Annotated in this window: 18 protein-coding genes; 13 read left to right on the top strand and 5 right to left on the bottom strand. The window is 74.2% G+C overall.

Annotated features, from left to right (window positions below; translation table 11 throughout):
* Positions 1 to 1,080: 1,080 nt before the first annotated feature.
* Genes AAEM63_RS14810 through AAEM63_RS14800 form a run of 3 tightly spaced genes read left to right on the top strand, consistent with a single transcriptional unit; the run spans position 1,081 to position 4,792 of the window.
* Positions 1,081 to 2,139, top strand: a complete 1,059-nt coding sequence (locus AAEM63_RS14810) for an extracellular solute-binding protein (RefSeq protein ID WP_341359011.1) — start codon at positions 1,081 to 1,083, stop codon at positions 2,137 to 2,139.
* A 2-nt stretch (positions 2,140 to 2,141) separates the two neighbouring features.
* Positions 2,142 to 3,749: an iron ABC transporter permease gene (locus tag AAEM63_RS14805; protein WP_341359010.1), complete on the top strand. Its 1,608-nt coding sequence runs from the start codon at positions 2,142 to 2,144 to the stop codon at positions 3,747 to 3,749.
* Complete coding sequence (locus AAEM63_RS14800) at positions 3,746 to 4,792, top strand: ABC transporter ATP-binding protein (RefSeq protein WP_341359009.1); 1,047 nt, start codon at positions 3,746 to 3,748, stop codon at positions 4,790 to 4,792. The genes AAEM63_RS14805 and AAEM63_RS14800 overlap by 4 nt, the downstream gene beginning before the upstream one ends.
* 30 nt (positions 4,793 to 4,822) lie before the next feature.
* On the opposite strand, the gene AAEM63_RS14795 is transcribed toward AAEM63_RS14800, so the two are convergent.
* Positions 4,823 to 6,172 (bottom strand): MFS transporter, encoded by a 1,350-nt coding sequence (locus tag AAEM63_RS14795; protein WP_341359008.1) that lies wholly within the window; start codon positions 6,170 to 6,172, stop codon positions 4,823 to 4,825.
* A 273-nt stretch (positions 6,173 to 6,445) separates the two neighbouring features.
* On the opposite strand from AAEM63_RS14795, the gene AAEM63_RS14790 reads away from it, so the two are divergent.
* The 3 genes from AAEM63_RS14790 (at position 6,446) to AAEM63_RS14780 (ending at position 10,815) form a co-directional block, all read left to right on the top strand.
* On the top strand, positions 6,446 to 7,939 hold the full coding sequence (locus AAEM63_RS14790; RefSeq protein ID WP_341359007.1) for an NAD-dependent succinate-semialdehyde dehydrogenase: 1,494 nt from the start codon (positions 6,446 to 6,448) through the stop codon (positions 7,937 to 7,939).
* A 170-nt stretch (positions 7,940 to 8,109) separates the two neighbouring features.
* The gene (locus tag AAEM63_RS14785; RefSeq protein ID WP_341359006.1) at positions 8,110 to 8,673 is read left to right on the top strand and encodes a hypothetical protein; all 564 of its coding nucleotides are present in this window, start codon (positions 8,110 to 8,112) and stop codon (positions 8,671 to 8,673) included.
* Positions 8,674 to 8,799: 126 nt separating this feature from the next.
* Positions 8,800 to 10,815, top strand: a complete 2,016-nt coding sequence (locus AAEM63_RS14780) for a heavy metal translocating P-type ATPase (RefSeq protein WP_341359005.1) — start codon at positions 8,800 to 8,802, stop codon at positions 10,813 to 10,815.
* On the opposite strand, the gene AAEM63_RS14775 is transcribed toward AAEM63_RS14780, so the two are convergent.
* Positions 10,802 to 12,040 (bottom strand): Nramp family divalent metal transporter, encoded by a 1,239-nt coding sequence (locus tag AAEM63_RS14775; RefSeq protein ID WP_341359004.1) that lies wholly within the window; start codon positions 12,038 to 12,040, stop codon positions 10,802 to 10,804. The genes AAEM63_RS14780 and AAEM63_RS14775 overlap by 14 nt on opposite strands.
* A gap of 289 nt (positions 12,041 to 12,329) precedes the next feature.
* On the opposite strand from AAEM63_RS14775, the gene AAEM63_RS14770 reads away from it, so the two are divergent.
* Entirely contained in the window at positions 12,330 to 13,007 is a 678-nt protein-coding gene (locus AAEM63_RS14770; protein ID WP_341359003.1) for a metal-dependent transcriptional regulator, read from the top strand.
* Between the two features lie 117 nt (positions 13,008 to 13,124).
* Here AAEM63_RS14770 and AAEM63_RS14765 read toward each other — a convergent pair whose 3' ends face one another.
* Both AAEM63_RS14765 and AAEM63_RS14760 read right to left on the bottom strand, forming a co-directional pair.
* Positions 13,125 to 13,949 carry an SDR family NAD(P)-dependent oxidoreductase gene (locus AAEM63_RS14765; RefSeq protein WP_341359002.1) on the bottom strand — a complete coding sequence of 275 codons (825 nt, stop codon included), beginning with the start codon at positions 13,947 to 13,949 and terminating at the stop codon, positions 13,125 to 13,127.
* A gap of 47 nt (positions 13,950 to 13,996) precedes the next feature.
* Positions 13,997 to 15,847 carry a phospholipid carrier-dependent glycosyltransferase gene (locus tag AAEM63_RS14760; protein WP_341359001.1) on the bottom strand — a complete coding sequence of 617 codons (1,851 nt, stop codon included), beginning with the start codon at positions 15,845 to 15,847 and terminating at the stop codon, positions 13,997 to 13,999.
* A 355-nt stretch (positions 15,848 to 16,202) separates the two neighbouring features.
* On the opposite strand from AAEM63_RS14760, the gene rsmI reads away from it, so the two are divergent.
* The gene (gene rsmI / locus AAEM63_RS14755) at positions 16,203 to 17,039 is read left to right on the top strand and encodes a 16S rRNA (cytidine(1402)-2'-O)-methyltransferase (protein ID WP_341361385.1); all 837 of its coding nucleotides are present in this window, start codon (positions 16,203 to 16,205) and stop codon (positions 17,037 to 17,039) included.
* A gap of 21 nt (positions 17,040 to 17,060) precedes the next feature.
* Here the strand turns inward: rsmI and AAEM63_RS14750 are convergent, their stop codons facing one another.
* Positions 17,061 to 17,639 carry an isochorismatase family protein gene (locus AAEM63_RS14750; RefSeq protein ID WP_341359000.1) on the bottom strand — a complete coding sequence of 193 codons (579 nt, stop codon included), beginning with the start codon at positions 17,637 to 17,639 and terminating at the stop codon, positions 17,061 to 17,063.
* A gap of 221 nt (positions 17,640 to 17,860) precedes the next feature.
* On the opposite strand from AAEM63_RS14750, the gene AAEM63_RS14745 reads away from it, so the two are divergent.
* From AAEM63_RS14745 to AAEM63_RS14725, 5 genes are all read left to right on the top strand, one after another.
* The gene (locus tag AAEM63_RS14745; RefSeq protein WP_341358999.1) at positions 17,861 to 18,787 is read left to right on the top strand and encodes an SDR family oxidoreductase; all 927 of its coding nucleotides are present in this window, start codon (positions 17,861 to 17,863) and stop codon (positions 18,785 to 18,787) included.
* Positions 18,788 to 18,841: 54 nt separating this feature from the next.
* Positions 18,842 to 20,641 carry a methionine--tRNA ligase gene (metG, locus tag AAEM63_RS14740; protein ID WP_341358998.1) on the top strand — a complete coding sequence of 600 codons (1,800 nt, stop codon included), beginning with the start codon at positions 18,842 to 18,844 and terminating at the stop codon, positions 20,639 to 20,641.
* The gene (locus AAEM63_RS14735) at positions 20,641 to 21,576 is read left to right on the top strand and encodes a TatD family hydrolase (protein WP_341358997.1); all 936 of its coding nucleotides are present in this window, start codon (positions 20,641 to 20,643) and stop codon (positions 21,574 to 21,576) included. The genes metG and AAEM63_RS14735 overlap by 1 nt, the downstream gene beginning before the upstream one ends.
* 368 nt (positions 21,577 to 21,944) lie before the next feature.
* Complete coding sequence (locus tag AAEM63_RS14730) at positions 21,945 to 23,093, top strand: G5 domain-containing protein (RefSeq protein ID WP_341358996.1); 1,149 nt, start codon at positions 21,945 to 21,947, stop codon at positions 23,091 to 23,093.
* Positions 23,094 to 23,752: 659 nt separating this feature from the next.
* On the top strand, positions 23,753 to 24,982 hold the full coding sequence (locus tag AAEM63_RS14725) for a G5 domain-containing protein (protein ID WP_341358995.1): 1,230 nt from the start codon (positions 23,753 to 23,755) through the stop codon (positions 24,980 to 24,982).
* The last annotated feature ends 70 nt before the right edge of the window (positions 24,983 to 25,052 follow it).

Here is a 25,052-nt window from a genome sequence, read left to right as displayed (position 1 = left end):
GCCGCCGAGTGCTCGACGCGGCAGGCAAGAGGCTCGACGCCGCGGTTCGGTCTGTTTCCACGGTTTAAATCCGCCCACACCCTCGTCCGGACGGGTGCGCCCGGACCCTCGCTCGTAGCGACCGCTGAGGAGCAGGACGTAGGCCTGCCGCTCGTCGGCGCCCGGAGCAGCGGCCTGCTCGAGCGGTGGTTTTACGGCTCGACCAGCTCGCAGGTTCTCCGCCACGGCGCCGTGCCCGGGTCCTGGTCGTCAAGGATGCCGCGGCCGCTGCGTACGACTCGGTGCTCGTCGCCGTCGACTTCTTGCCGGCGTCGTTGACGTCCGTCCACCTCGCGAGAGCTCTGGCGCCGGGGGCTCGGCTGAACCTTCTCCATGTGATCACTTATCCCCTCGAGTCCCAGATGCGCTACGCCAGCGCGCAAGAATCTGCCATCTCGGCGTACCGCCGCAGACTCGATGGCGGTCAGGTCGACCTCGGGTTCAGCGTGGGTGACGCTAATGGATGGCCGCGGCGGTTCGAAACTCGCGTACGCCATGCGTACGCCATGCTCCCCGCCGTACGCCTTGCCGAACGCGTCGCCGGCCAACTAGTGCCTGCCGTTGCCTACTGTGACGGCGGGGTGGGAAGATGACGGTGACCTACGAAGATCATTGGAACTCCAACGATCTTGGTGCCCAGCCGCGGCCCTCGGCAGGGTAACTAGAACGTCCTCACAGGCGGTGCGAAGGGGGCGACCCCAACCGAGAAGGTCGGGGGTTCGAATCCCCCTAGCTCCACCGATGTGATGTCCCATGACATCCGCGACAGGCCGGACCCACGCGGTTCCGGCCTTTGTCGTACCCGGTCCGTGCGGTACGCGGTACGCGGTCCGTGCGGTGCGCGGGCCGCGTCGCACTCGGGTCCGCGTCGCACCCCGGCCCGTGTCGCACCCGGGGGGCCCGTGTCGCACCCCGGCCGCGCGGCGGACGGTGGGGTGTCGTCCCCCTCACGGAATTTGCTAAGGGGAGCCTTACCTAATTACGCTCCGTCCGACGACGCGGACGCCCCAGGGCCGTCCGCCCCCACGACCGGGAGAACCCATGTCCCTCACGATCCGCCGCGCCGCCACGGTCGCCGTTGCCCTCGCCACCGTCGCGAGCCTGGCCGCCTGCAGCGCCGACGAGCCGGCCGAGGAGGCCACCGGCGACGCCACCGCCGCCGGCTCCGACGACACGACCCTGACGATCTACTCCGGCCGCAACGAGAACCTCGTCGGCCCGATCCTCGAGGACCTCGAGACCGCCGTCGGCACCGAGGTGGAGGTCCGCTACGCCGGCTCCAGCGAGCTCGCCGCCCAGCTCCTGGAGGAGGGCGACGGCACCCAGGCCGACCTCTTCTTCTCCCAGGACGCCGGTGCGCTGGGCGCCCTGGCGGGTGCCGACATGCTCACCGAGCTGCCCGAGGACGTCCTGGACCTGGTCGAGGAGGGCTACCGCGACGCCGACGGGCGTTGGGTCGCCACCTCCGCCCGGGCGCGTGTTCTCGCCTATGACCCGGAGCAGGCTCCCGAGGTCGCGGACATGACGGGTATCGACGAGATCCTCGACGAGGCCTACCGCGGCACGATCGGCTACGCGCCGACGAACGCCTCGTTCCACAGCTTCGTCACCGCCCTGCGCGTCGACCGCGGCGAGGACGGCGCCCGTCAGTGGCTCGAGGACTTCGCCGCTCTCGAGCCCCAGGCGTACGAGAACAACAACGCGGTCCTCGACGCCGTCAACGGCGGCCAGGTCTCCGTGGGCCTGATCAACCACTACTACTGGTACGAGCGCATCGCCGAGGAGGGCGCCGACGCCGTCGAGGCCGAGATCCGGTTCCTCGACAGCGACGACCCGGGCGCGCTCGTCAACGTCGCGGGCGTCGGTGTGCTGAACGGCTCCGACGCCGAGGACGCGGCCTTCGCGGCCGTCGAGTACCTCCTGTCGGAGGAGGCGCAGCAGTACTTCGCCGACGAGACCGCCGAGTACCCGGTGGTCGAGGGCGTCAGCTCCACCGAGCACGACCTCGCCCCGCTCGGGGAGGGCCTGAACATCGACCTCAACGAGCTGGACTCCCTCGAGGAGACCCTGGCGCTGCTGGACGAGGTCGGGCTGACCTGAGCATGACCGCAGCGCCGGCGCCACCGCGCCGCACGAGGAGCACCGCCGGCCGTCGCGCGCCGGCGGTGCTCCTCGTCCCTGCCGCGGTGGCCGCCGCGGTCGCGCTGCTCCCGATCGGCTACCTGCTCCTGCGGACGGCGGAGGCGGGCGGGCCCGCGATCTGGGACACCCTGTGGCGGGACCGGACGCTCTGGCTGGTGCTGCGCAGCCTCGGCCTGGCGGGGGCGGTGACGGCGGCCGCCGTCGTCGTCGGCGTCGCCCTCGCCTGGCTGACCACCCGGACCGACCTCCCCGGTCGCGGCGCGTGGAGCGTGGTCGCGGCCCTGCCGCTGGCGGTGCCGAGCTTCGTCGCCGCGTACGCCTGGGTCTCGGTGGTCCCGGAGGTCTCGGGCTTCCTGGGCACCTGGCTGGTGCTGACCATGAGCACCTACCCGTACGTGTTCCTCCCCGTCGCGGCGGCCCTGCGCCGGGTCGACCCGGCGCTGGAGGAGGTCTCCCGCTCCCTCGGACGTGGCCCGTGGCAGACCCACCTCACCGTCACCGCGCGGCAGGTGCGCCCCGCCGTCGCCGCCGGGGCGCTGCTGGTGGCGCTGTACTCGCTCAGCGACTTCGGCACCCCGTCCCTCCTGCGCTACGACGTCTTCACCCGCGTCATCCACACCTCCTACCAGGCCTCCTTCGACCGCACCCCGGCGGCTGTGCTGTCCCTCGTCCTGGTGGCGGTGACCGTGGCGATCACCGTCGCTGAGTCCCGCAGCCGGGGCCGGGCCGAGCACGCCCGGGTGGGCGGCGGCAGCGCGCGCGCCCTGCGCACGGTCCGGCTCGGGCGGGGCAAGCCCCTCGCCCTGCTCGTCACCGGCGGGGTCGCCGCCGTCGCGCTGGGCTACCCCGCGGCGGTGCTCGGCTACTGGGTCAGCCGCGGCAGCTCCGCCGGCGTGGAGTGGGAGCGGCTCCTCCCCGCGGGCGTGTCCACGCTGTGGGTGGCCCTGCTCGGCGCGCTCGCCGCGACGGCGCTCGCCGTGCCGGTGGGCATCATCGCCGCCCGGTTCCCCCGCGGCGGCGGCCGGTTCATCGAGCACGCCACCTACGCCGGCCACGCCCTGCCGGGGATCGTCGTCGCGCTCGCGCTCGTCTTCTTCGGCGCCCGTTACGCCCAGCCGATCTACCAGCGCACGCCGCTGCTCGTGCTGGCCTACACGGTGCTGTTCATGCCGGCGGCGATCGGGTCGGTGCGCGCCGCCGTCGCCCAGAGCCCGCGCAGCATGGGCGAGATCGCCCGCTCGCTCGGCCGCAGCCCGCTGGGGGTCCTGCGCGACGTCACCCTGCCGCTCGCCGGGCCCGGCATCGCCGCCGGGTTCGCGCTGGTGATGCTCACGGTGATGAAGGAGCTGCCCGCCACGCTGCTGCTGCGGCCCACGGGCATGGACACCCTCGCCACCCGGCTGTGGACCGAGACGGGGGTCGGCGCCTACGCGGCCGCGGCCCCCTACGCCGTCGCGCTGGTCCTGCTCGCGGCGGTGCCCACCTTTGTTCTGTCGCGCGTACAGGCTTCACTGGTGTCGGACGACGCCGCCACGCGGGTGGTGGAGGAGACGGGAGGGGAGACGTGAAGCGACTCCAGATCACGGGGCTGCGCAAGTCCTTCGGGAGCACCGAGGTCCTGCGCGGGCTCGACCTCGACGTCCCCTCCGGGGCGCTCGCCGCGGTCCTGGGCCCCTCCGGGTGCGGCAAGACCACCCTCCTGCGCGTCATCGCCGGGTTCGAGGACGCCGACGCCGGTCAGGTCCGCATCGGCAACCGTGTCGTCGCCACCGGGCGTCAGGGCCTGCCGCCCGAGCGCCGCCGGGTCGCCGTCGTCCCCCAGGAGGGCGCGCTCTTCCCGCACCTGTCGGTCGCGGCCAACGTCGCGTTCGGCATGCCGCGCCGTGAGGGCGCGCGCCGGCGGGAACGGGTGCGTGAGCTCCTCGCGCTCGTGGGTCTGGCGGACCTCGGCTCCCGCATGCCCGCCGAGCTCTCCGGCGGGCAGCAGCAGCGGGTGGCGCTCGCCCGCGCCCTCGCCCCGGACCCCGACGTCGTCCTCCTCGACGAGCCCTTCTCCGCGCTCGACGCCGGGCTGCGCGCGTCGGTGCGCGAGGACGTGCGCGACGCGCTGCACAGCTCCGGCGCCACCGGCGTCCTGGTCACCCACGACCAGGAGGAGGCGCTGAGCATCGCCGACGTCGTCGCCGTCGTCCGTGCGGGCCAGGTGGTCCAGGCCGCGGCGCCCGAGCAGCTCTACCGCGCCCCGGCCGACCTCGACGTCGCCACGTTCGTCGGTGAGGCCGTCATCCTCCCCGCCGACGTCGCGGGCGGGGTCGCGACGACCGCGCTCGGCCGGCTGCCGCTGCTGCGCGGCGACCAGGTCAGCGACGGTCACGGGCTGGTCGCGGTGCGGCCCGAGCAGGTGCACATCGTGCGCTCGGGCCGCGGGGGAGTCACCGCCAAGGTGCTCGGGACGACCTTCTACGGCCACGATGCGTCGGTGCGGCTGTCCGTCGCCGGTGCGGACGGCATGAGCGTGCCGGTGCTGTGCCGCACCCAGGGGCCGCTGCCGTCGGAGGAGGAGGTCGGCCTCGTCGTGGCGGGCCCGGTGTCGTTCTTCGCGGGGCCCTGAGGCGCCGCGCGCGCCCGGCACGGACGCCGGTCAGGCGCCGCTGAGGAGCACCTGGTGCCGGCCCACGAGCACGCCGAGCGCGAGCTGGGCGAGGGCGACCCCGGCGAGGCACACCAGGAGCAGGGGGCCGGGACCGGTCGCGTCGCGCAGGAGCCCCGCCAGGACGAGGGCCGAACCGGCGAGCGCGTAGCCGAGCGACTGCGACATCGCGGAAAGCTGGCTCGCGGTGCGGTGGTCGTAGGAGCGCAGGCCCACCAGCGACAGGGTGACGACGAGCGCCGCCCCGCTGCTCAGACCCATGACGACCACCCAGAGCACGATGCCGCCGGGCCACAGCGTCACGCCGAGCGTGGCGACCACCATGAGGGCGGCGACGGCGACGGCGGCGAAGCGCTGGTCCTTGCCGATGCGCATGAGCGACGGCGCGAGGAGGTTCGCCACGATGGCTGCGGCCAGGTAGCCGAACAGGTGCCACCCCGCCTCGGCGGCGCCGATCCCCAGGTCCTGCTCGATGCTCGGCAGCCACGTGATGAGGACGTAGAACGGCGTCGACTGCAGGCCCATGTAGGCCGCGACCTGCCAGGCCAGCGGTGCCCGCCACACGGAACGGTGCCGCTGGACGTCCGACCCGATGCCGCCGGGCACCTCGCCTCGCGTGGCGCCCGCGCGCACCCCGCCCCGCGAGGCCCCGGGCCCGTCGCGCCGAGCGGCTCCGGGCGCGTCGCGCCGCGCGGCACCGTCCGCCGGCCCGCGTGCGGCGTCGTCGGGCGCACGGCCGTCCGCCCGAACGCCATCGGTCCTGGCGCCGGACGTGCCATGGCGGAGCCGGGGCAGCCAGAGCGCCACCGCAGCGGCGATCGCCACCACCCAGATCCCCAACGACAGCCGCCACGTGCCCAGACCGGCGAGCGGGACCGCCAGCCCGGAGGCCAGGGCCGCGAACACCGTCTGGGTGGCCACGTAGGTCCCGGTCGTACGCGGCACCTGGAGCGGAAAGTCCCGTTTCACCGCGACGGGGAGGGCGACGTTCCCCACGGCGACCGTGGCCCCGATGACCGCCGTCCCCACCCACAGGTTGGCGGCCGGACCGGGCAGGGAGCGCAGCACGGTGCCCAGACCCAGCACGAGCAGCGCCACGAGCACGGTGCGCTCCAGGCCGAAGCGCCTCAGGAGCGGGTGCACCAACGGGGAGACGACGGCGAACGCGAGGACGGGCACGGCGCCGAGCGTCCCGAGCGCGGCGGCGCCGAGGCCGACGTCGTCGCCGACCTGGGGGAGCACCGGTCCGACGGCGGTGATGACCGGGCGCATGTTGACGGCGACGAGCACGATCCCGGCCAGCAGGATCGCCGGGCCGAGCGGACGGTTCGCGCGCGACATCGCCTCTCCTGGGTCGTGCCGCGGCGGTGCGGCGGCGGGCGGGACATGTCGGGCGTTCCGGACGGCCGCCGCCGTCACCGTAGCGCGGAACGGCGTCGACCTGCCGCGGTGACGCCGCCTGCGCCCGTCTCTCGCCCTGATCGTCCCCTCACCGGCCGCCCCGCCCTCGTCGTTCCCGCCCCGCCGCCCCTCGCCCTTCCCCGCCCTGCCGCCGCTCGCCCTGCTCGCACGGACGCCCGCGGCTAGCCTCGAGGGGGACGAGAGGAGCCCACGATGACGACGACGACCGCCCAGGAGATCACCCGGCGCACGGAGACGCTGCTCGGGTCCCTGAACACCGGCCTGTACATCGACGGCGCCTGGCGGGACGCGAGCAGCGGACGGCGCTTCGCCGTCGAGGACCCGGCGACGGGCGAGGTGCTCACCACGGTCGCGGACGCCACCGCCGACGACGCCCTGGCCGCGCTCGACGCCGCCCACCGCGCCCAGGCCTCCTGGGCTCGCACGGCCCCGCGCGAGCGCTCGGAGATCCTGCGGCGCGCGTTCGAGACGGTCACGGCCCGCGCCGACGACCTCGCGCTCCTCATGACCCTCGAGATGGGCAAGCCCCTCGCCGAGGCCAGGGCGGAGGCGACGTACGGGGCGGAGTTCCTCCGCTGGTTCGCCGAGGAGGCGGTCCGCACCCCGGGCCGGTACTCCATCGCCCCCGACGGTCGCTCCAGGGTCCTGGTGACCAAGCGGCCCGTGGGCCCGTCGGTCCTCATCACCCCGTGGAACTTCCCGCTGGCGATGGGCACCCGCAAGATCGGCCCCGCGCTCGCGGCCGGCTGCACGGTGGTGCTCAAGCCGGCCCGGCTCACCCCGCTGACGTCCCTCCTCCTCGCCGACATCCTCGCGGAGGCGGGTGTGCCGGCCGGCGTCGTCAACGTCATCCCCACCTCACAGGCGGGGGGGACGACCGGTCCGCTGCTCACGGACCCCCGCACCCGGAAGCTGTCGTTCACCGGCTCCACGGAGGTCGGGCGGCACCTGCTCGCCGCTGCGGCCGACCAGGTGCTGCGCACCTCGATGGAGCTCGGCGGCAACGCCCCGTTCCTCGTGCTGGAGGACGCCGACGTCGACGCCGCGGTCGCCGGCGCGATGGCGGCGAAGTTCCGCAACGGTGGCGAGGCCTGCACCGCCGCCAACCGGTTCCTCGTGCACAGCTCGCTCGTCGAGGAGTTCACCGAGAAGCTCGTGGCCAAGGTGCGCGAGATCCGGCTCGGACCCGGCGTGCAGGAGGGCGTCACCCTCGGTGCCCTGGTCGAGGAGAAGCAGCGCAGCAAGGTCGCCGAGCTCGTCGACGACGCCGTCGCCAACGGTGCCCGTGTGCTGCTCGGCGGCACCGTGCCCGACGGGCCCGGCTGGTTCTACCCGCCCACGGTGCTCACCGGTGCCGGTCCGCGGGCGCGGCTGCACCGCGAGGAGATCTTCGGCCCGGTCGTCTCCATCACCTCCTTCACCACCGAGGAGGAGGCGGTGACCATGGCCAACGACACCGAGCTCGGCCTGATCTCCTTCGTCTTCGCCAGGAGCCTGGACACCGGGCTCCGGATGGCCGAGGTCCTCGAGACGGGCATGCTCGGGCTCAACTCCGGCGTCATCTCCAACCCCGCGGCGCCCTTCGGCGGCGTCAAGCAGTCCGGTCTGGGTCGGGAGGGCTCGCACGAGGGCATCGAGGAGTACCTCGAGACGGTCTACGTCGGGATCGCCGACCCGTACGCCTGAGGATCGCGCCACGACCGCGCCGTGCCACCCGTGCTCGGGGCGGATGAGAACTTCCTCATGAAGCGTTCCTTCAGCTCTCACCTGGGTGCCCCACAGTGTTCCCATCACCAATGACCGCACCGGGCCGGCGCAGGGGGCCGGCCCGGTGCGGTCGTCATCAGGAGAAGGTCATGGACACGAGACGGCTCTGGATCGCAGGCGGCACTCTCGGAGCCCTCGGCGTGGTCGGTGGGCTCGGAGTCGCCGCCGCGAACCCGGCCACGGACGACTCCGACGCCATCGCACCGGTGTCCATCGCGGCGCCGGTGACCAAGCAGGAGCTCGTGCTCCCCGGCAAGGCGCCCATCACCGGGCCTGTCGACGTCGTCGCTGCGACCGACGAGCGCGCCACCGACCCTGCCTCCCTCACCGCGGGATCGGCGACGACCACCGGCTCGGCGGTCACCTCCGGCTCCGCCGCCACGTCCGGCTCGGCAGCAACCGTCGGCTCCGCCGCCACGGCCGACGTCGCGTCGACAACGTCGACGGCCGCCACCACCGCGCCGCACTCCGCGCCGAGCGGGCCGTCGCCCGCCTCCGCCCCGAGCACGGTCTCCGCGCCGTCCGCGCGGTCCGCAGTCTCGATGCCGTCAGCCGCCTCGATGCAGTCCGCGGCGTCCGCGAAGTCAGCGAGGTCCGCCGCCTCGACCGGGTCCGCAGCCTCGGCCCCGTCCGCCGACGACAGCGACGACTGAGGCAGCTCAGCACCCCCACAGGGCGGGCCGTGAGCGCGAGCTCACGGCCCGCCTTCCTGCTGTGCCGGAGCCAAGGGCAGCCTCTCCTTGCTGGACCGCCGCCCCGCCCCGCCGGACACTGAGGGCATGGGCCCGCTCGTGCGGTTCTTCCGGGGCTACCCGCTCGTCGCCGCGACGGTCGCCGTCGGTGCCGTCGGCGCGGTGCTCGAGGTCGGTGGCCAGCCACTCCTCGCCCGCTGGCTCCTCACCGTCTTCGCCGTCGCCGTCGCCCTGCGGCAGGCCCGCGCGATGGTGGCCGACCTGCGCGCCGGCACGTACGGCGTCGACGTGCTGGCGGTCACCGCGATCGGCGCGACCGTCGCGGTGGGGGAGCACTGGGCGGCCCTGGTCGTGTGCCTCATGCTCGCGGGCGGCGAGGCGCTGGAGGACTACGCCGCCGGCCGCGCGCGGCGTGAGCTGTCCGCCCTCCTCGAGCGGGCACCCGTCATCGCCCACCTCGTCGCCGCCGACGGCTCGGTGGCCGACGTGCCCGTCGCGCGCGTCCACGCCGGTGACGAGCTGCTCGTCAAGCCCGGCGAGATCGTCCCCGTCGACGGCGTGCTCACCTCCGCCGGTGCGTACCTCGACGAGTCGTCCCTCACGGGCGAGTCGCTGCCGGTGGAGCATGGTCGCGGTGACTCGCTCCTCTCCGGCTCGGTCAACGGGCGCGAGGTGGTGCGCATGCGTGCCACGGCCGCGGCTGCCGACTCCCAGTACCAGCGCATCATCGAGCTGGTCCGCCAGGCGCAGGGCTCGAAGGCGCCGTTCGTCCGCCTCGCCGACCGGGTCGCCGTCCCCTTCACCCTCGTGAGCCTGGGCATCGCGGCGACGGCGTGGGCGGTGTCCGGGGACCCGGTGCGGTTCGCCGAGGTGCTCGTCGTCGCCACCCCCTGCCCGCTCATCATCGCCGCGCCGGTGGCGTTCATGGCCGGCATGTCCCGGGCGGCGCTGGGCGGCATCATCGTCAAGAACGGCGGCACCCTCGAGCAGCTGTCCCGGGTACGCACGGCCGCCTTCGACAAGACCGGCACCCTCACCTACGGCAGGCCCGAGGTGGCCGCCGTGCTCCCCGGGCCATGGCTCGGGCCGGACGAGCTCCTCGGGCTCGTCGCCGCCGTCGAGCAGTACTCCACCCACCCGTTGGCGGCCGCCGTCGTGGCCGCGGCCCGGGAGCGCGGGCTGCCTCTGCGCCACGCGACCGAGGTCGAGGAGACCACCGCCCACGGGGTCCGGGCCACGGTGGCGGGCCGGCGGGTCGTCGTCGGGAAGGAGGCCTTCGTCGCGGCCGAGGTCACCGATCGTCCTGTGGCACGTGCGCCCGAGAACGGGTCCGCGATCGGTCCCGGGTCCGCGCCCGGTTCCGGGTCCGCGCTGGGTGCTGGGTCGGCGCCCGGTCCCGGGTCCGCGCCCGGGAGCACTCTGGCGCCCGGCCGCACCGCGGTGCACGTCGGCGTCGACGGGCGGTACGCGGGAACGGTCTGGCTCGCCGACCGGGTGCGCGGTGAGACCCCGGCGACCCTCGCCGCCCTGCACCGCGCCGGCGTCCGGACCACCGTCATGCTCACCGGTGACGCCGAGGCCACCGCCCGGCACATCGGCGCGGCGATCGGGATCGACGACGTCCGCGCCGAGCTCCTCCCCGAGCACAAGGTCGAGGCGGTCCGCGGGCTGCGCGACCGGCCGGTGATGATGGTCGGCGACGGGGTCAACGACGCCCCGGTGCTCGCCGTCGCCGACGTCGGCGTGGCCATGGGGGCGCGGGGCTCGACGGCGGCGAGCGAGTCCGCCGACGTCGTCATCATGCTCGACGACCTCGCCCGCACCGTCCGTGCGGTCCAGATCGGGCGCCGCACGATGCGAGTGGCGTGGCAGGCCATCGGCCTGGGCGTGGCGCTCTCCGTGGGGCTCATGGTGGTCGCCGCGGTCGGGCTGCTCCCGGCGATCGTCGGGGCGTGGACCCAGGAGGGGGTCGACCTCGCGTGCATCCTGTGGGCGCTCCTCGCCTCGCGCCCGGGCGCCGCCGAGCGGGCCGAGGAGGAGCTCCTGCCCGCCGGCGACCACGCGGCACCCGGTGCGCGGACGCCCGCGCTCACGACCCCCTGACGGTGAGCACGACCAGCGTGACGTTGAGCGCCGAGATGAGCAGGACGACGACCGTCATCGCCCAGCGCATGAGCGCGGTGTTCGCGGCGGCGCCCATGAGGGACCGGTCGGAGGTCAGGCGCAGGAGCGGCACGAGGGCGAAGGGGATGCCGAAGCTGAGGACGACCTGGCTGATGACCAGCGCCCAGGTCGGGTCGACGTCGAGGCCGAGGAGGACCAGGGCCGGGATCATCGTGATCGCCCGGCGCAGGGCGATGGGGATCCGGCGCCGCAGCAGCCCGGCCATGATGGTCGACCCGGCGTAGCTGCCCACCGACGTCGACGCGAGCCCCGAGGCGAGCAGCCCGATGGCGAAGACCAGGCCGATCCCCGGCCCGAGCGCGGCGACGATCGCGCCGTGCGCGCCCTCGATGCTGTCCGTCCCGGGCACCCCCCGCAGGCTGGTCGCGGCCAGGAGGAGCATCGCGAGGTTGACCGCGCCGGCCAGGACGAGGGCGGCGAGGACGTCCACGCGGGTGGCGCGCAGGAGGTGGACGGTCTCGGTGGGCGGGCCCTCGACGAGGTGGCGCTCGCGCACGAGGTCGGAGTGCACGTAGATGGCGTGGGGCATGACCGTGGCCCCGAGCATGCTGGCGGCGAGCAGGACGGAGTCGGTGCCGGCGAAGCGGGGGACCAGGCCGCCGGCGACGTCGGCGGCCGACGGCGGGTCGGCGATCAGACCGGAGAGGAAGCCCGCGGTGATGACGAGGAGGAAAGCGATGATGACGAACTCGTAGCGGCGCTGGCCGAAGTAGGTCTGGACAGCCAGGAGCAGCATGGAGACCGCGCCGACGATCACCCCGCCGACGAGCAGCGGCGTCCCGAACAGCAGGTACAGGGCGATGGCGCCGCCGATGATCTCCGCGAGGTCCGTGGCGGCCGCGACGAGCTCGGCCTGCCCCCAGAAGGCCAGTCGAGCCGGGCGGCGCAGCCGCTCCCCGAGCAGCTCGGGCATGGTCCGGCCCGTGACGAGTCCCAGCTTCGCCGACTGGTACTGGACGAGGACGGCCATGGCGTTCGCGACGACGATCACCCACACGAGGAGGAAGCCGTAACGGGCGCCGGCGGTGATGTTGGCCGCGACGTTCCCGGGGTCGACGTAGGCCACCGCCGCGACGAACGCGGGCCCGAGAAGAGGCAGCGTCCGGCGGGGACGTGCTCGGACGTCGGTCACCATGTTTCGCATACCCCTCTGGTTGAAGTTCGGCTCGCCGAAACCCTAGTGAACCACGAGCAGGCGCGGTGGGACCCGCTGTCGCGCGCCCGGTCCGCCGTCGCGCCCGGCCCGCTGTCGCGCCCGGCCCGCTGTCGCGCCCGGCGTGCTGTTGCGCCCAGCCCGCCGAGTGGGACGTTGTTGTTGTTCCGGAGGCCTCGGGGCCGCAACAACGTCACACTCGGTGCGCTGCGGCAAGGCCGCGGTCGAGCGAACCCGAGCGGGAGGGCCCGGTGATGTCCGGTTCGCGTAGCGTGGCGTCGTGCCCGAGCTCACGCCTGCCACCGAGGACTACCTCAAGGTCATCTGGTCCGCCCAGGAGTGGTCCGACGACCCGGTGACCACCACCATGCTCGCCCGCAAGCTCGGCAACTCGCCCTCCACCGTCTCCGAGGCGGTCAAGAAGCTCACCGCGCAGGGCCTGCTCACCCATGCCCGGTACGGCTCGATCCAGCTGACGGCGGCCGGCCGGACCGCCGCCCTGGGGATGGTGCGACGGCACCGGATCCTCGAGACCTTCCTCGTCGCCGAGCTCGGCTACGCCTGGGACGAGGTGCACGACGAGGCCGAGGTGCTCGAGCACGCCGTCTCCGACCGCCTCGTGGACGCCCTCGACGCCCGGCTCGGTCATCCCGAGCGCGACCCGCACGGCGACCCGATCCCGACGGCGGACGGCACCGTGCCCGCACCGCCCGCCGCCCCGCTCGACCGCGCGCCCGACGGCTCACTGGTGCGGGTGGCGCGGATCTCCGACGACGACCCCCAGGTGCTGCGCTACTTCGCCGACCTCGGGGTCGCCCTCGACACCGAGCTCGAGGTGCTCGAGCGCCGGGAGTTCGCCGGCACGGTCAGCGTCCGGGTGGACGGCGGCGCTCCCGCCGAGATCGGCCTGCCCGCGGCCGGCGCCGTCTGGGTGACCCGTGTGGGTGGAGCCGGCTGACCCGTGTGGGTGGCAGGTGACCTCGTGGGGGAGCCGGTTGACGCGGTGATGGGTGTCGCCGGTTGACCCCGTGGGGCGGCCGCGGGACGTCGACCCGGTGGTGCCCCCGCGGAGCGGTCAGTGGCGGCCGGCGAACCCGTCCATCGACCGGTGGACCCCGAAGGTCCGTGCCAGCCGGTCCCAGGCACGCGTCGGCAGCGCGCCCCGGGCGGCCCGCGCGACGAGGACCATGGCCGGGGTGACCACGTGCGCCCGGCCGGCGAGCATCCCGCGCCAGGCGCGGTCCACGGCCCGTTCGGGCGTCAGGACCGGGGTGAGCGCTACGGGCCTGGTGCCCGAGAACATCCCGGTGGCGACATACGACGGGCTGAACGTCGTCACGCTGACGTGGCGGTGACCGGCCTGCTCGAGCTCGAGCCGCAGCGTGTCGGACCAGCTCAGCATCGCCGCCTTGGACGCCGCGTAGACCGACATCCGCGGGTTGGGCACGATGCCCGCGGCCGAGGCCACGTTGAGGATGCGCTTGGCCCGGCCGGGCTCCGCCAGCATCGCGGGCAGCAGGCGGGAGACGAGGTGCATGGGGGCCAGGGTATTGACCCGCAGGGTGTGGCTCACCGCAGCCGGCTCGAGCTCCCAGTAGTAGCGGTTGCCCGTGATGACCCCGGCGTTGTTGACGAGGACGTCGAGGCCGCCGAGGTCCGCGAGCACCGCCTCGGCCGCGGCGTCGAGGCCGGCCAGGTCCTCCAGGTCGACGACGTCGGTGCGCACGCGCAGACCCGGCCGGGCGATGCTTGCCGCGACCTCGGCGAGGGCGTCCGCGTCGCGGCCCCACAGGGCGAGCGCGGCAGCCCCCTCGGCGGCGGCGCGCTCGGCGAAGAGGCGGCCCATGCCGCGGCTCGCGCCGGTGATGAGGATGCGTGCTCCGCGCACGGTCGGGGTCACACGGTCCTCCAGGGAGCTGGCTCGGGTGGGCGTCCCATTGTGGGCCCTCACACCCAGCGGGGCAGCCACATGCGCAGGTGCCAGGCGTCGTAGGCGATGGTCTGGCCGGTCCACACCGGCCAGAAGAAGACGAAGAGCGCCACCGTGAGCCCGACGACGAGCGCGAGAACGACCCAGGCGAGCGGTGAGGGCGAGCCGGTGGCGACGACGCCCGCGTCGTCGTCCTCGGGCCGGGCGGGCGCCGCGCCGGGCGGGCGGACGATTCCCATGACCCAGCCGAGCGCCATGACCAGGCCGAGGACGACGTAGGGGACGAAGGCGACGGAGTAGAAGGTGAAGATCGTGCGGTGGGAGTAGAACAGCCACGGCACGTACATCGCGCCGTACCCGGCCAGGACCGCCCAGGCCCGCCAGTCCCGCCGGGCCGCGAGGTAGACGACGACGAGCAGCGCCGCTGCACCGGCCCACCACACCGCCGGGTTGCCCAGGGCGACGATCGCCTCGACGCACCGCGCGGCCCCGCAGGCCTCGGGCGGCGGTGCCGGGTCGGGCCAGTACATCGACGTCGGCCGCAGCTGGAGCAGCCAGCCCGCCGGGTGCGCCTCGTACGTGTGCTCGGAGTCGAGGTTGTTGTGGAACTGCCACATCACCAGGTGGTACTCCCACCAGGAGTTGACGACGTCGGGCAGCCACCCGCGCGGGACGACGTCGCCGGCGGCGCGCAGGTCCGCCGCCCACTGCCGGCGATAGGCGTCGGGCTGGGCGAACCACGAGAACCAGCCGGCGACGTAGGTCAGGGCCGCCGTCGGCACGAGCGCGACGAACGCGGGCAGACCGCCCCGGAAGACCCCCGACCCCAGCCACAGCCGCGTGCCCACCGCGCGACGGGCGGCGACGTCCCAGGCGAAGGCCAGCACGCCGAGGACCGCGACGGCGTAGATCCCCGACCACTTCACCCCGCACGCGAGGCCGAGGGCGACGCCGGCGCCCACGAGCCACCAGCGCGGACCCACGCGAGGGCCCCACGCGCTCAGGGTGCGGCCCGACGCGGTCTCGGCGGCCACGCGACGGGCGAGGACGGCGCGGCTGGACTCGCGGTCGCGCAGGACGAACCACAGCCCGACGAGCACCCAGAAGCTGAGGAACACGTCGAGCAGGGCGGTGCGGGACAGGGTGAGGTGGATGCCGTCGAGGGCGAGGAGCAGACCCGCGGTGGTGCCCAGCAGCGGCGAGCGGAACATCCGCGTCGCGATGCGGGCGAGGAGCAGCACCGAGAGCGCACCGACGACGGCGCCCGAGAACCGCCACCCCACCCCGTTGTCGGCGCCGAACAGCTGGATCCCGAGCGCGATCATCCACTTCCCGACCGCCGGGTGGACGACGTAGTCGGCCTCGGTGGACAGCGCCGAGTAGTCGCCGGCGAGGAAGCGCGTGTTGGCGTCCTCGGCGGGCCAGTCGCCCTCGTAGCCGAGCGTGAGGAGGGAGAAGGCCTCCTTGACGTAGTAGGTCTCGTCGAAGATGAGGCGCCCGGGGTGCGTCAGCCCCACCAGGCGCACGACCGCGGCGAGCGTGGCGACGGCGAGCGGGCCCACCCACCCCCACAGCAGCGTCGCGGGATCGAGCCTGGCGGCGAGGGGGAGGAGCCCCAGGCGCACTCGGAGCCCGTCCTCGGTCGGCGGCGCCGCCGACCCGGCGCTGCCGGGCCCCGAGCCGGGCTCCGACGCCGCGTCGTCCGCCGCATCGATGGGCGCGTCCGGTGACGTGGCGAGCGCGTGGTTCCCTCCGGCTGGGCCGGGCGCGGCCATCCTCGCGAGCCGGTCCCTGAGCTGGACCCGGCGGACCTCGGACCTGCCGGGCTCGCCCGGCGGCTCGCGGTGGTCGGTCCCCGGCTCGGTCACGCGGTGAGTCTAGGTCGGTGCGCCCGGCGCGGGGGCCGGAGCCGCGGGTCCGCGTGCCGTGGGGAAGACTGGGCCGGTGAGCACCGAGGAGAGGCCGGACGTCGTCGAGCACGGAGCCGTCGAGCACGGAGCCGTCGAGCACGCAGCCGGCGACCACCTGGGTCCCGGCCTCGAGCGCGATATGGAGACGGACGACGGCGCACCGGATGCGGACGGTGCGGTCGACGCCGACGACGTACCCGACACCGACACCGAGGCCGACGCCGTACCCGACGCCGACGACGTGCCCGACGTGGACCGCACCGCCGACCACGTGCCCGACGTGGACGGCACCGACAAGCCCGGCGCGCGCCCCATGACGCCCGGCGTCATCCTCCTCGCCGCCACCCCCATCGGCGACGCCGGCGACGCCCCGCCACGTCTGCGCCGGGCGCTGGCCGAGGCCGACGTCGTCGCCGCCGAGGACACCCGCCGTCTCCGCGCCCTCGCGGCACGCATCGGCGTCCGCGTGACCGGACGCGTGCTGAGCTTCCACGAGCACAACGAGGGCGAGCGTGCGGGCGACCTCGTCGCGGTGGCCCGTGACGGCGGCCGCGTCCTCGTCGTCTCCGACGCGGGCATGCCGTCCGTCTCGGACCCGGGGTACCGCCTCGTCCGCACGGCCACCGACGCCGGGGTGCCCGTCAGTGTGCTGCCCGGCCCGTCGGCGGTCCTCACGGCCCTGGCGATCTCGGGGCTGGCGACCGACCGCTTCTGCTTCGAGGGGTTCGTCCCGCGCAAGGGCGGCGACCGGGCGCGGGCGCTGACGGCGCTCGCGTCCGAGCCGCGCACCATGGTCTTCTTCGAGTCCCCGCACCGGCTCGCCGCCACCCTGACGGACATGGCCGCCGCCTTCGGCCCCGACCGGCCCGCCGCTGTCTGCCGGGAGCTGACCAAGACCTACGAGGAGGTCCGGCGCGGCGGGCTCGCCGCGCTCGCGGACTGGGCCGCCGAGCGGGTCCGCGGGGAGATCACCCTCGTCGTCGCGGGGGCGACACCGGTCGCCGCCAGCGTCGAGGACCACGTCGACCGCGTCGTCGCCCTCGCCGACGGCGGAGCCAGGCTCAAGGACGCCGCGGCCACGGTCGCCGCCGAGACCGGCCTGGGGCGCCGCGAGCTCTACCAGGCCGCCCTGGAGCGCCGCACCACCTGAGGGTGGCGGCTCCGGGCCGCGTCAGGTGCCGGACTCGGCGAGCTCCACGCCGGCCGCGGCCATCACCGTGCGCGCCTGGGCCCCCAGCTCGGGCGTGACCGGCACGGTGAGATCGGTGAACACCCGTGCCTCCAGCCCCCGACGCCGGGCGTCCAGCGCCGTCTCCTTGACGCAGTGCGACTCCACCAGGCCGACGACGTCGACGGCGGTGACGCCGCGTCCGCGCAGGACGTCCTCCAGTGACCGGCCCTCGTCGTCGACGCCCTCGAAGCCGGAGTAGGCGGCGGCGTACATGCCCTTCTTGACGGACGCATCGAAGTCCAGCCCGGCCAGGGCCGGGTGGAGCTCCGCCTCGGCGGTGCCGGCCACACCGTGCGGCGGCCAGGTGTCGACGAAGTCGGGCTCGTCCGAGAAGTGTGCGCCGGGGTCGACGTGCCAGTCCTGCGTGGTGACGACGGCGGCGTAGTCGCCGCCGTGCTGCTCCACGTATCGCGCCACACGCTCGGCGACGGCGTTCGCGCCCGGGCTCGGCAGGGCGCCGCCCTCGCAGAACGTGGGCTGGACGTCGACGACGATCAGGGCGCGGGTGCTGCTGGACATGGGGTGCCTCCTCGATCTCGACCTACCCCATTGTCCCGGGCGTGACGGCGAGGGCGCGACGAGACGCACGAACAGTGCCCCAGAAACGGGAGCGGTGGCTCTGCGAGGAACGAGAGTGACCGTGCCTGTTCGGGTGCGGAGGTGCTGCGCCCGCCCGGTCTGAACCGGTCCGCGACGTCTCTCCGGATGAGGAACCGCGACCACGGGGATACGTTCAACAGATGGACGAGAAGACCTCGAAGCAGGACCCCACGACGTCCGTCGTCGCCGAGCGGGCGGCAGCCCTGACGAACGACCAGGGCGGCTTTCCCGCCCAGGAGCAGCAGCCGCCGGGCCTGACCGGCGCGATGAACCCGCGGCCGGACCACGGCGAGGAGACCTACGTCGGCCACGGCCGGCTGGCCGGACTGCGAGCCCTCATCACCGGTGGTGACTCCGGCATCGGGCGTGCCGTCGCCATCGCCTTCGCCCGCGAGGGTGCCGACGTCGCCATCTCCTACCTGCCCGAGGAGCAGGAGGACGCCGACGAGACGGCCGAGTGGGTCCGCCGGGCCGGGCGCCGCGCCGTCCTCCTGCCCGGGGACCTGCGCGAGGAGCAGACGTGCGCCGACGTCGCGGCGCGGGCCGTCGCCGAGCTCGGCGGCCTCGACGTGCTCGTCAACAACGCCGGCTTCCAGATGGCCCGCACGACCGGTCTCGAGGAGCTCCGCACCGAGGACATGGACCGGGTCTTCAAGACCAACCTCTACGCCATGTTCTGGCTGACCAGGGCCGTCCTGCCGCACCTGGGCAGGGGCGCCAGCATCATCAACGTGTCCTCCATCCAGGCCTACCAGCCCTCCCAGACGCTGCTGGACTACGCGTCCACGAAGGCGGCGATCAACAACTTCACGGTCAACCTCGCCGCCGAGGTGGGCGAGCGCGGGATCCGGGTGAACGCCGTGGCGCCGGGGCCGATCTGGACGCCGCTGCAGCCCGCGACGCAGGAGGGCGAGCACCTGGAGTCGTTCGGCGGGGACACCCCGCTGGGCCGCGCCGGCCAGCCGGCGGAGCTCGCGCCGGCGTTCGTGTTCCTCGCCTCACCCTCGGAGGCGAGCTACGTCTCGGCGACCGTCCTGGGCGTCACCGGCGGCAAGCCGGTCTTCTGACGGGCGGACGGGCCACGGCGGGTGGGCCGCCCCGCCGCAACTAGGCTGGTCGCCATGACGCGCATCCTCTCCGCCGTGGCCTGGCCGTACGCCAACGGGCCTCGCCACATCGGCCACGTCGCCGGTTTCGGCGTGCCCTCCGACGTCTTCTCCCGCTACATGCGCATGGCCGGGCACGACGTCCTCATGGTCTCGGGCACCGACGAGCACGGCACGCCGATCCTCGTCGCCGCCGACGCCGCCGGGGTCAGCGCCAAGGAGCTCGCCGACCGCAACAACCGCCTCATCGTCGAGGACCTCGTCGCGCTGGGCCTGAGCTACGACCTGTTCACCCGCACGACGACGCGCAACCACTACGCCGTCGTGCAGGAGATGTTCCGCACCGTGCGCGACAACGGCTACATGGTCGAGAAGACCACCCAGGCCGCGATCAGCCCGTCGACCGGGCGCACCCTGCCCGACCGCTACATCGAGGGCACGTGCCCCATCTGCGCCTACCCCGAGGCGCGCGGGGACCAGTGCGACAACTGCGGGAACCAGCTCGACCCCACCGACCTCATCGACCCGCGCAGCAAGATCAACGGTGAGACCCCCGAGTTCGTCGAGACCAACCACTGGTTCCTCGACCTGCCGGCGCTCGCCGGCGCGCTCGGAAAGTGGCTCGAGGACCGTGCCGCCTCGGGCACCTGGCGCCCCAACGTCATCAAGTTCTCGCAGCACCTGCTCGAGGAGATCCGCCCCCGCGCGATGAGCCGCGACATCGACTGGGGCATCCCCGTCCCGGGCTGGGAGGACCAGCCCACCAAACGGCTGTACGTGTGGTTCGACGCCGTCATCGGCTACCTCTCCGCCTCGATCGAGTGGGCGCGCCGCCAGGGCGACCCCGACCTGTGGCGACGGTGGTGGAACGACCCCGAGGCGCTGTCCTACTACTTCATGGGCAAGGACAACATCGTCTTCCACTCCCAGATCTGGCCCGCCGAGCTCCTCGCGCAGAACGGCGAGGGCGACCGCGGCGGGGCGCCGGGCTCCTACGGCACCCTCAACCTGCCCACCGAGGTCGTCTCCAGCGAGTTCCTCACCATGGAGGGCAAGCAGTTCTCCTCCTCCCGCGGCGTCGTCATCTACGTCCGCGACGTCCTCGAGCGCTACCAGCCCGACGCGCTGCGCTACTTCATCTCCGCGGCCGGCCCGGAGAACCAGGACAGCGACTTCACCTGGGCCGAGTTCGTCCGGCGCACCAACGGCGAGCTCGTCGCCGGCTGGGGCAACCTCGTCAACCGCACCGCGGCGATGATCGCGAAGAGCTTCGGCGAGATCCCCGCGCCCGGGGAGCTCGAGCCGATCGACGCCGAGCTGCTCGCGACGGTCCGGGCGGGTTTCGCGACGGTCGGTGAGTCCATCGGCTCCCACCGCCAGCGTGCCGCGCTGGCCGAGGCGATGCGACTGGTGGGGGAGGCGAACACCTACGTCACCCGCACCGAGCCCTTCAAGCTCAAGGCCCCCGAGCAGCGTCAGCGCCTCGCCACCGTCCTGCACACCCTCGCCCAGGCCGTCTCCGACCTCAACGTCATGCTCTCGCCGTTCCTGCCGCACGCGGCCAACGCCGTCGACCGGGTCCTCGGCGGGCCCGGCGACGTCGCGCCCATGCCGCGGATCGAGGAGGTCGAGGACCTCGACGGCGGCGACCCGTACCCGATCATCACCGGTAGCTACGGCCGCGACGTCGTGCCGGCGTGGGGCCCGCGTCCGGTGACCCCCGGGACGCCGGTGGCCAAGCCCGTACCGGTGTTCACCAAGCTGGACGACTCCGTCGTCGACGACGAGCTCGCGCGCCTGCGCGACCAGGGCTGATGGGGCGCGGGTCCCGCGGCTGGCCGGAGCCGCCCGAGCCGCTGCCGGGCCCGGTGGTGGACAACCACGCCCACCTGCCCGTCCTCGACGACGACGGCAGGCCCGTCGACGACGACGACGTCGCCCTCCCGCCCGGTGAGGCGCCGCTGACCACCGCCGAGCAGCTCGAGCGGGCGGCCACGGCGGGCGTGGTGCGCGTGCTCACGGTGGGGTGCGACGTCCCCTCGCTCGTCGGCTCGGTCCGTCTCGCCCACGACCACCCGCAGATCGCCGCCGCGCTGGCCATCCACCCCAACGAGGCGCCGCTGCACGCCGGGGTGCGCGAGATCGCCCCGGACGGCCTGGACCCGGCGGTCCGCGAGCACCACGCCCTGTCGTTCTCAGAGGCGTTCGCCCGCGTGGCAGAGCTGGCGCGGGACGAGCGCGTCGTGGCGGTGGGGGAGTCCGGGCTGGACCACTTCCGCACCGGTGAGGAGGGGCGAGCCCACCAGCTGCGCGCCTTCCGCGACCACATCGCCCTGGCCAAGGAGCTCGGCAAGCCGCTGCAGATCCACGACCGCGACGCGCACGCCGACGTCGTGGCCACGCTGCTCGCCGACGGTGCGCCCGAACGCACGGTCTTCCACTGCTTCTCCGGCGACGCCGAGCTCGCAGCCGTGCTCGCCGAGCACGGCTGGTACGCCTCCTTCGCCGGCCCGGTCACGCACAAGGCCAACGACTCGCTGCGCGAGGCCCTCCGGGCACTGCCGCCCTCGCTCGTGCTCGTCGAGACGGACGCGCCCTACCTCACGCCCACCCCGTACCGGGGGCGGCCCAACGCCCCGTACGTCATGCCGATCACCGTGCGGGCGATCGCGGACCAGCTCGGGCTCGCGGTCGGCGAGACCTGCCGGGTGCTCACCGCCAACACCGACGCCGTGTACGGCACCTGGTAGATCGGCGGGACGGCGGCGGCGTTCATCGAGGACGGTCCGCGCCGAACCGCCGCAGGTGCCCGTGAGGCTCGCGGGTGCTCGTCGCGGACGACCGTCCGCTCGGAACCGCCGCAGGTGCCCGTGAGGCTCGCGGGTGCTCGTCGCGGACGACCGTCCGCTCCGGAGCCGGTGGGAGCCTCGTGTCGTTGCAGGTCAGCGCCGTGTGGCACACCCGGCGCCGGCCGTCCGGGGCATGTCCACGGACCTTGGTCCGGCAGGTGTGTGGAGAAGATCACATCAACAGGTGTCCACCCGACGGCTTCCCTCCAGATAACGAATCGGTTACGGTCGACCCCGGACCGTCTCTCCCTCCAGGACAGGACCCACCCTTGCCCCGTCACACCGCGGAGCGCGCCAGCGCCCACAAGTCCTCGACCGTCGTCCTCGGCGAGCCCGCCCCCGGCTCCCGTCGTGCGCTGCGCGCCGCGCAGGAGCACCCCACCGAGGCCCTGCCCGTGACGCCCGCGGGTCAGTCGTCCCGCATGCCGGGCGCCGCCCTCAAGGCCGTGCGCGCGGGTGTGCTGGGCGTCGTCGTCGCCGGTACCGGAGCCTTCACCCTCACCCAGGTCGCGGCCGAGCCCGCCGACGCCGTCGACGTGGCGGCCGCCGAGAGCGGCACGCTGGCGCTGCGGGCCGGCGACGTCGCCTCCCGCTCCGAGGTCGCAGGGCGCCTGGCGCTCGAGGCGGACGGCGCCCGGACCTTCACCGTGGCGGTTGACGGCGAGGAGCGGAAGATCACCACGACGGCGGCCACGCTCGCCGAGGCGCTCGCCGAGGCCGGCATCGTCCTCGGCGCCGACGACCGTGTGTCCGCCCCAATCTCCGGCGCGGTGCCGGCCGGGGAGACCGTCGAGATCACCCGGGTCACCAGCGAGACGGTCACCGAGGAGACGGTCGAGCCGTTCACCACCGTGGAGAAGGACGACCCGTCGCTGCCCGAGGGCGAGCGCGAGGTCGAGACCGAGGGCGTCGACGGCGTCACGACGTCCACCTTCGAGATCCTCCGCGCCGGCGACGAGGAGCTCTCCCGCACGCTGCTCGCCTCCGTCATTGCGTCGGTCAAGGTCGACGAGGTCGTGCGCGTGGGCACCAAGGCACCCGAGCCCGAGCCCGAGCCGGCCCCGGCGCCCGCCGCCGCGGCCAGCTCCGCTCCTGCGCCCGCCGCGGCGACCTACTCCGGCGACCCGCGCGCGCTCGGTCGCGAGCTCGCCGCCGCCCGGGGCTGGGGCGCCGACCAGTTCAGCTGCCTCGACGCGCTGTGGACCAAGGAGTCCAACTGGAACCCGCTGGCGAAGAACCCCAGCTCCGGCGCCTACGGCATCCCCCAGTCGCTGCCCGCCTCGAAGATGGCCACTGTCGGTGCGGACTACCTCACCAACCCCGCCACCCAGATCACGTGGGGCCTGAACTACATCGGCGGCCGGTACGGCACCCCGTGCGCGGCCTGGTCCCACTCGCAGGCGGTCAACTGGTACTGAGCGCCGGGGCGCGACCGAGCGCCCTGGTGATGGGTCTCTGTCGCTGACTGATCACTGCCGGGCGATCCCTCGGTGACCGAGCGATCCCTGCACGCCACTCTCGCTCGGCAACGGCGCTCTCGCTCGGCAACGGAGGGATCGCTCGCGCGAGCGATCCCTCGGTGACCGAGCGATCCCCGCACACCACTCTCGCTCGGCAACGGCGCTCTCACTCGGCGACGGAGGGATCGCTCGCGCGCGAGGCCACGGCCGGAGAACGAGCGATGGGCCGGCGGTCCTGCCGCTGGGCGGCTCAGCGGTGGGCGGGCACGCCGCCGGGCGTGCGTGCGCCGGGCCGGTGTGGAGTCCGGGGCATTGGGCGGCATCGCCGTCGGCCGTGCAGTCGCTGGACGCCGGTGCACGGACGAGCGTCCGCCGGACGAGGCGAGCGCGCGTCCGCTCGTGTGGCGCAACGCACGTAGACCGGAAGATAACGAATCGGTTACGGTTGCGTTCGGCTCGCCAGCTCGGGCCGCACCGTGGGCCTCCTCCGGCCCGCCCGACAGCCGGATCAGACCGACACGTCGTGCCGCCCCGCCCCCGGGGTCGGCCGGCCGCGCCGAGGTGCGAGCCGAGCACCGACGTCGCTCTGTGACCGGGCAGCGCGTCGAAGGAACCCCGTGAGCGCCAAGAGCCCCCAGAACCCGCAGCACACCACCCCCGCCTCCGCCACGAGCGTCGAGGCCCCCCGCAGGCGCCGCCTCGGCTGGCTGGCGCTGGGCATCGTCCCGGTCCTCGTCGCCGGCTCCGCCGTCGCGGCCCAGGCCCACAAGAGCATCGATCTCGAGATCAACGGCCAGAGCCACACCCTCACCACGTTCGCCGGCTCGGTCCAGGGCCTGCTCGACGAGCAGGGCATCGAGGTCCGCGGCCACGACCTCCTCGCGCCGGCCGCCGACACCGCACTGCGCGACGGCGCCGACATCGTCTTCCGCACGGCCCGGCAGGTCACGGTCGACGTCGACGGCAAGCCCGAGGACGTGTGGACGACCGCGCAGACCCAGGGTGAGCTCGTCCGGAGCATGTTCGAGTCGGGTCGCGACGTCACCGTCGCGGCGTCCCGCTCGCTGGCCCGCGACGCACTCGACCTCCCGCTCGTCATCGACGGGGAGGTCGACGTCGTCGCCGACGGCACCACCGAGCGCGTCACCCTCGAGGGTGAGGCCTACCTCGCGGACGCCCTCGAGGCCGCCGGGGTCGAGGTCTCGCGCATCGACCGCGTCGTCATCGGCACCGCCGAGGACGGCACCCCCGAGGTCGTCGTCACCCGCGTCGTGCGGGGGGAGCGGACCGAGGAGCAGCCGGTCGACTTCGCGACCGTCGAGCGCGCGGACGACGCGCTGTACGAGGGCCAGACGAAGGTGGTCCAGGAGGGCCAGGCCGGCGTGCGGACCCTCACCTTCTCCGTCGTGACCGTCGACGGCAAGGAGGTGCACTCCGCCCAGACCGGCGACGAGGTCACCACCGCGCCGGTGGACAAGGTCATCGCCGTGGGCACCAAGGAGCGTCCCGCCCCGGCACCCGCTCCCGAGCCGGCGCCCGCGCCTGCCACGTCGTCGGCGCCTGCGCCCGCAGCGGCCCCCGCGCCGTCGGCCCCGGCCGCGCCGACGTCCGGCGTGTGGGCCGCGCTCGCCCAGTGCGAGTCCGGCGGCAACCCCACGGCCGTGAGCGCGAACGGCCTGTACTACGGCCTGTACCAGTTCTCGCTGAGCACTTGGGCGTCCGTGGGCGGCTCCGGCCTGCCCTCCCAGGCGTCCCCGGCCGAGCAGACCATGCGCGCCCAGACGCTCCAGGCCCGTTCCGGCTGGGGCCAGTGGCCGCACTGCGCGTCCACGCTCGGGCTTCTCTAGGCACCTCGCGCACGACCACCGGCGGCGTCCCCACAGGGGGGCGCCGCCGTCGTGCGTCCGGCCATCCCGG

The sequence above is a fragment of the Georgenia sp. M64 genome, assembly GCF_038049925.1.
Taxonomy (GTDB): Bacteria; Actinomycetota; Actinomycetes; order Actinomycetales; family Actinomycetaceae; genus Georgenia.
Note: the sequence above shows the minus strand (reverse complement) of the source record. Positions and strands in the feature narration are given on the sequence as shown.

What these genes read in the sequence shown, in the direction of transcription:
- AAEM63_RS14790 (WP_341359007.1), top strand. Translation starts at nt 6,446, where the DNA reads ATGACGACGACGACCGCCCAGGAGATCACCCGGCGCACGGAGACGCTG.
- AAEM63_RS14735 (WP_341358997.1), top strand. Translation starts at nt 20,641, where the DNA reads ATGGGGCGCGGGTCCCGCGGCTGGCCGGAGCCGCCCGAGCCGCTGCCG.
- rsmI (WP_341361385.1), top strand. Translation starts at nt 16,203, where the DNA reads ATGACGCCCGGCGTCATCCTCCTCGCCGCCACCCCCATCGGCGACGCC.
- AAEM63_RS14805 (WP_341359010.1), top strand. Translation starts at nt 2,142, where the DNA reads ATGACCGCAGCGCCGGCGCCACCGCGCCGCACGAGGAGCACCGCCGGC.
- AAEM63_RS14810 (WP_341359011.1), top strand. Translation starts at nt 1,081, where the DNA reads ATGTCCCTCACGATCCGCCGCGCCGCCACGGTCGCCGTTGCCCTCGCC.
- AAEM63_RS14745 (WP_341358999.1), top strand. Translation starts at nt 17,861, where the DNA reads ATGGACGAGAAGACCTCGAAGCAGGACCCCACGACGTCCGTCGTCGCC.
- AAEM63_RS14775 (WP_341359004.1), bottom strand. Translation starts at nt 12,040, where the DNA reads ATGCGAAACATGGTGACCGACGTCCGAGCACGTCCCCGCCGGACGCTG.
- AAEM63_RS14785 (WP_341359006.1), top strand. Translation starts at nt 8,110, where the DNA reads ATGGACACGAGACGGCTCTGGATCGCAGGCGGCACTCTCGGAGCCCTC.
- metG (WP_341358998.1), top strand. Translation starts at nt 18,842, where the DNA reads ATGACGCGCATCCTCTCCGCCGTGGCCTGGCCGTACGCCAACGGGCCT.
- AAEM63_RS14750 (WP_341359000.1), bottom strand. Translation starts at nt 17,639, where the DNA reads ATGTCCAGCAGCACCCGCGCCCTGATCGTCGTCGACGTCCAGCCCACG.
- AAEM63_RS14780 (WP_341359005.1), top strand. Translation starts at nt 8,800, where the DNA reads ATGGGCCCGCTCGTGCGGTTCTTCCGGGGCTACCCGCTCGTCGCCGCG.
- AAEM63_RS14795 (WP_341359008.1), bottom strand. Translation starts at nt 6,172, where the DNA reads ATGTCGCGCGCGAACCGTCCGCTCGGCCCGGCGATCCTGCTGGCCGGG.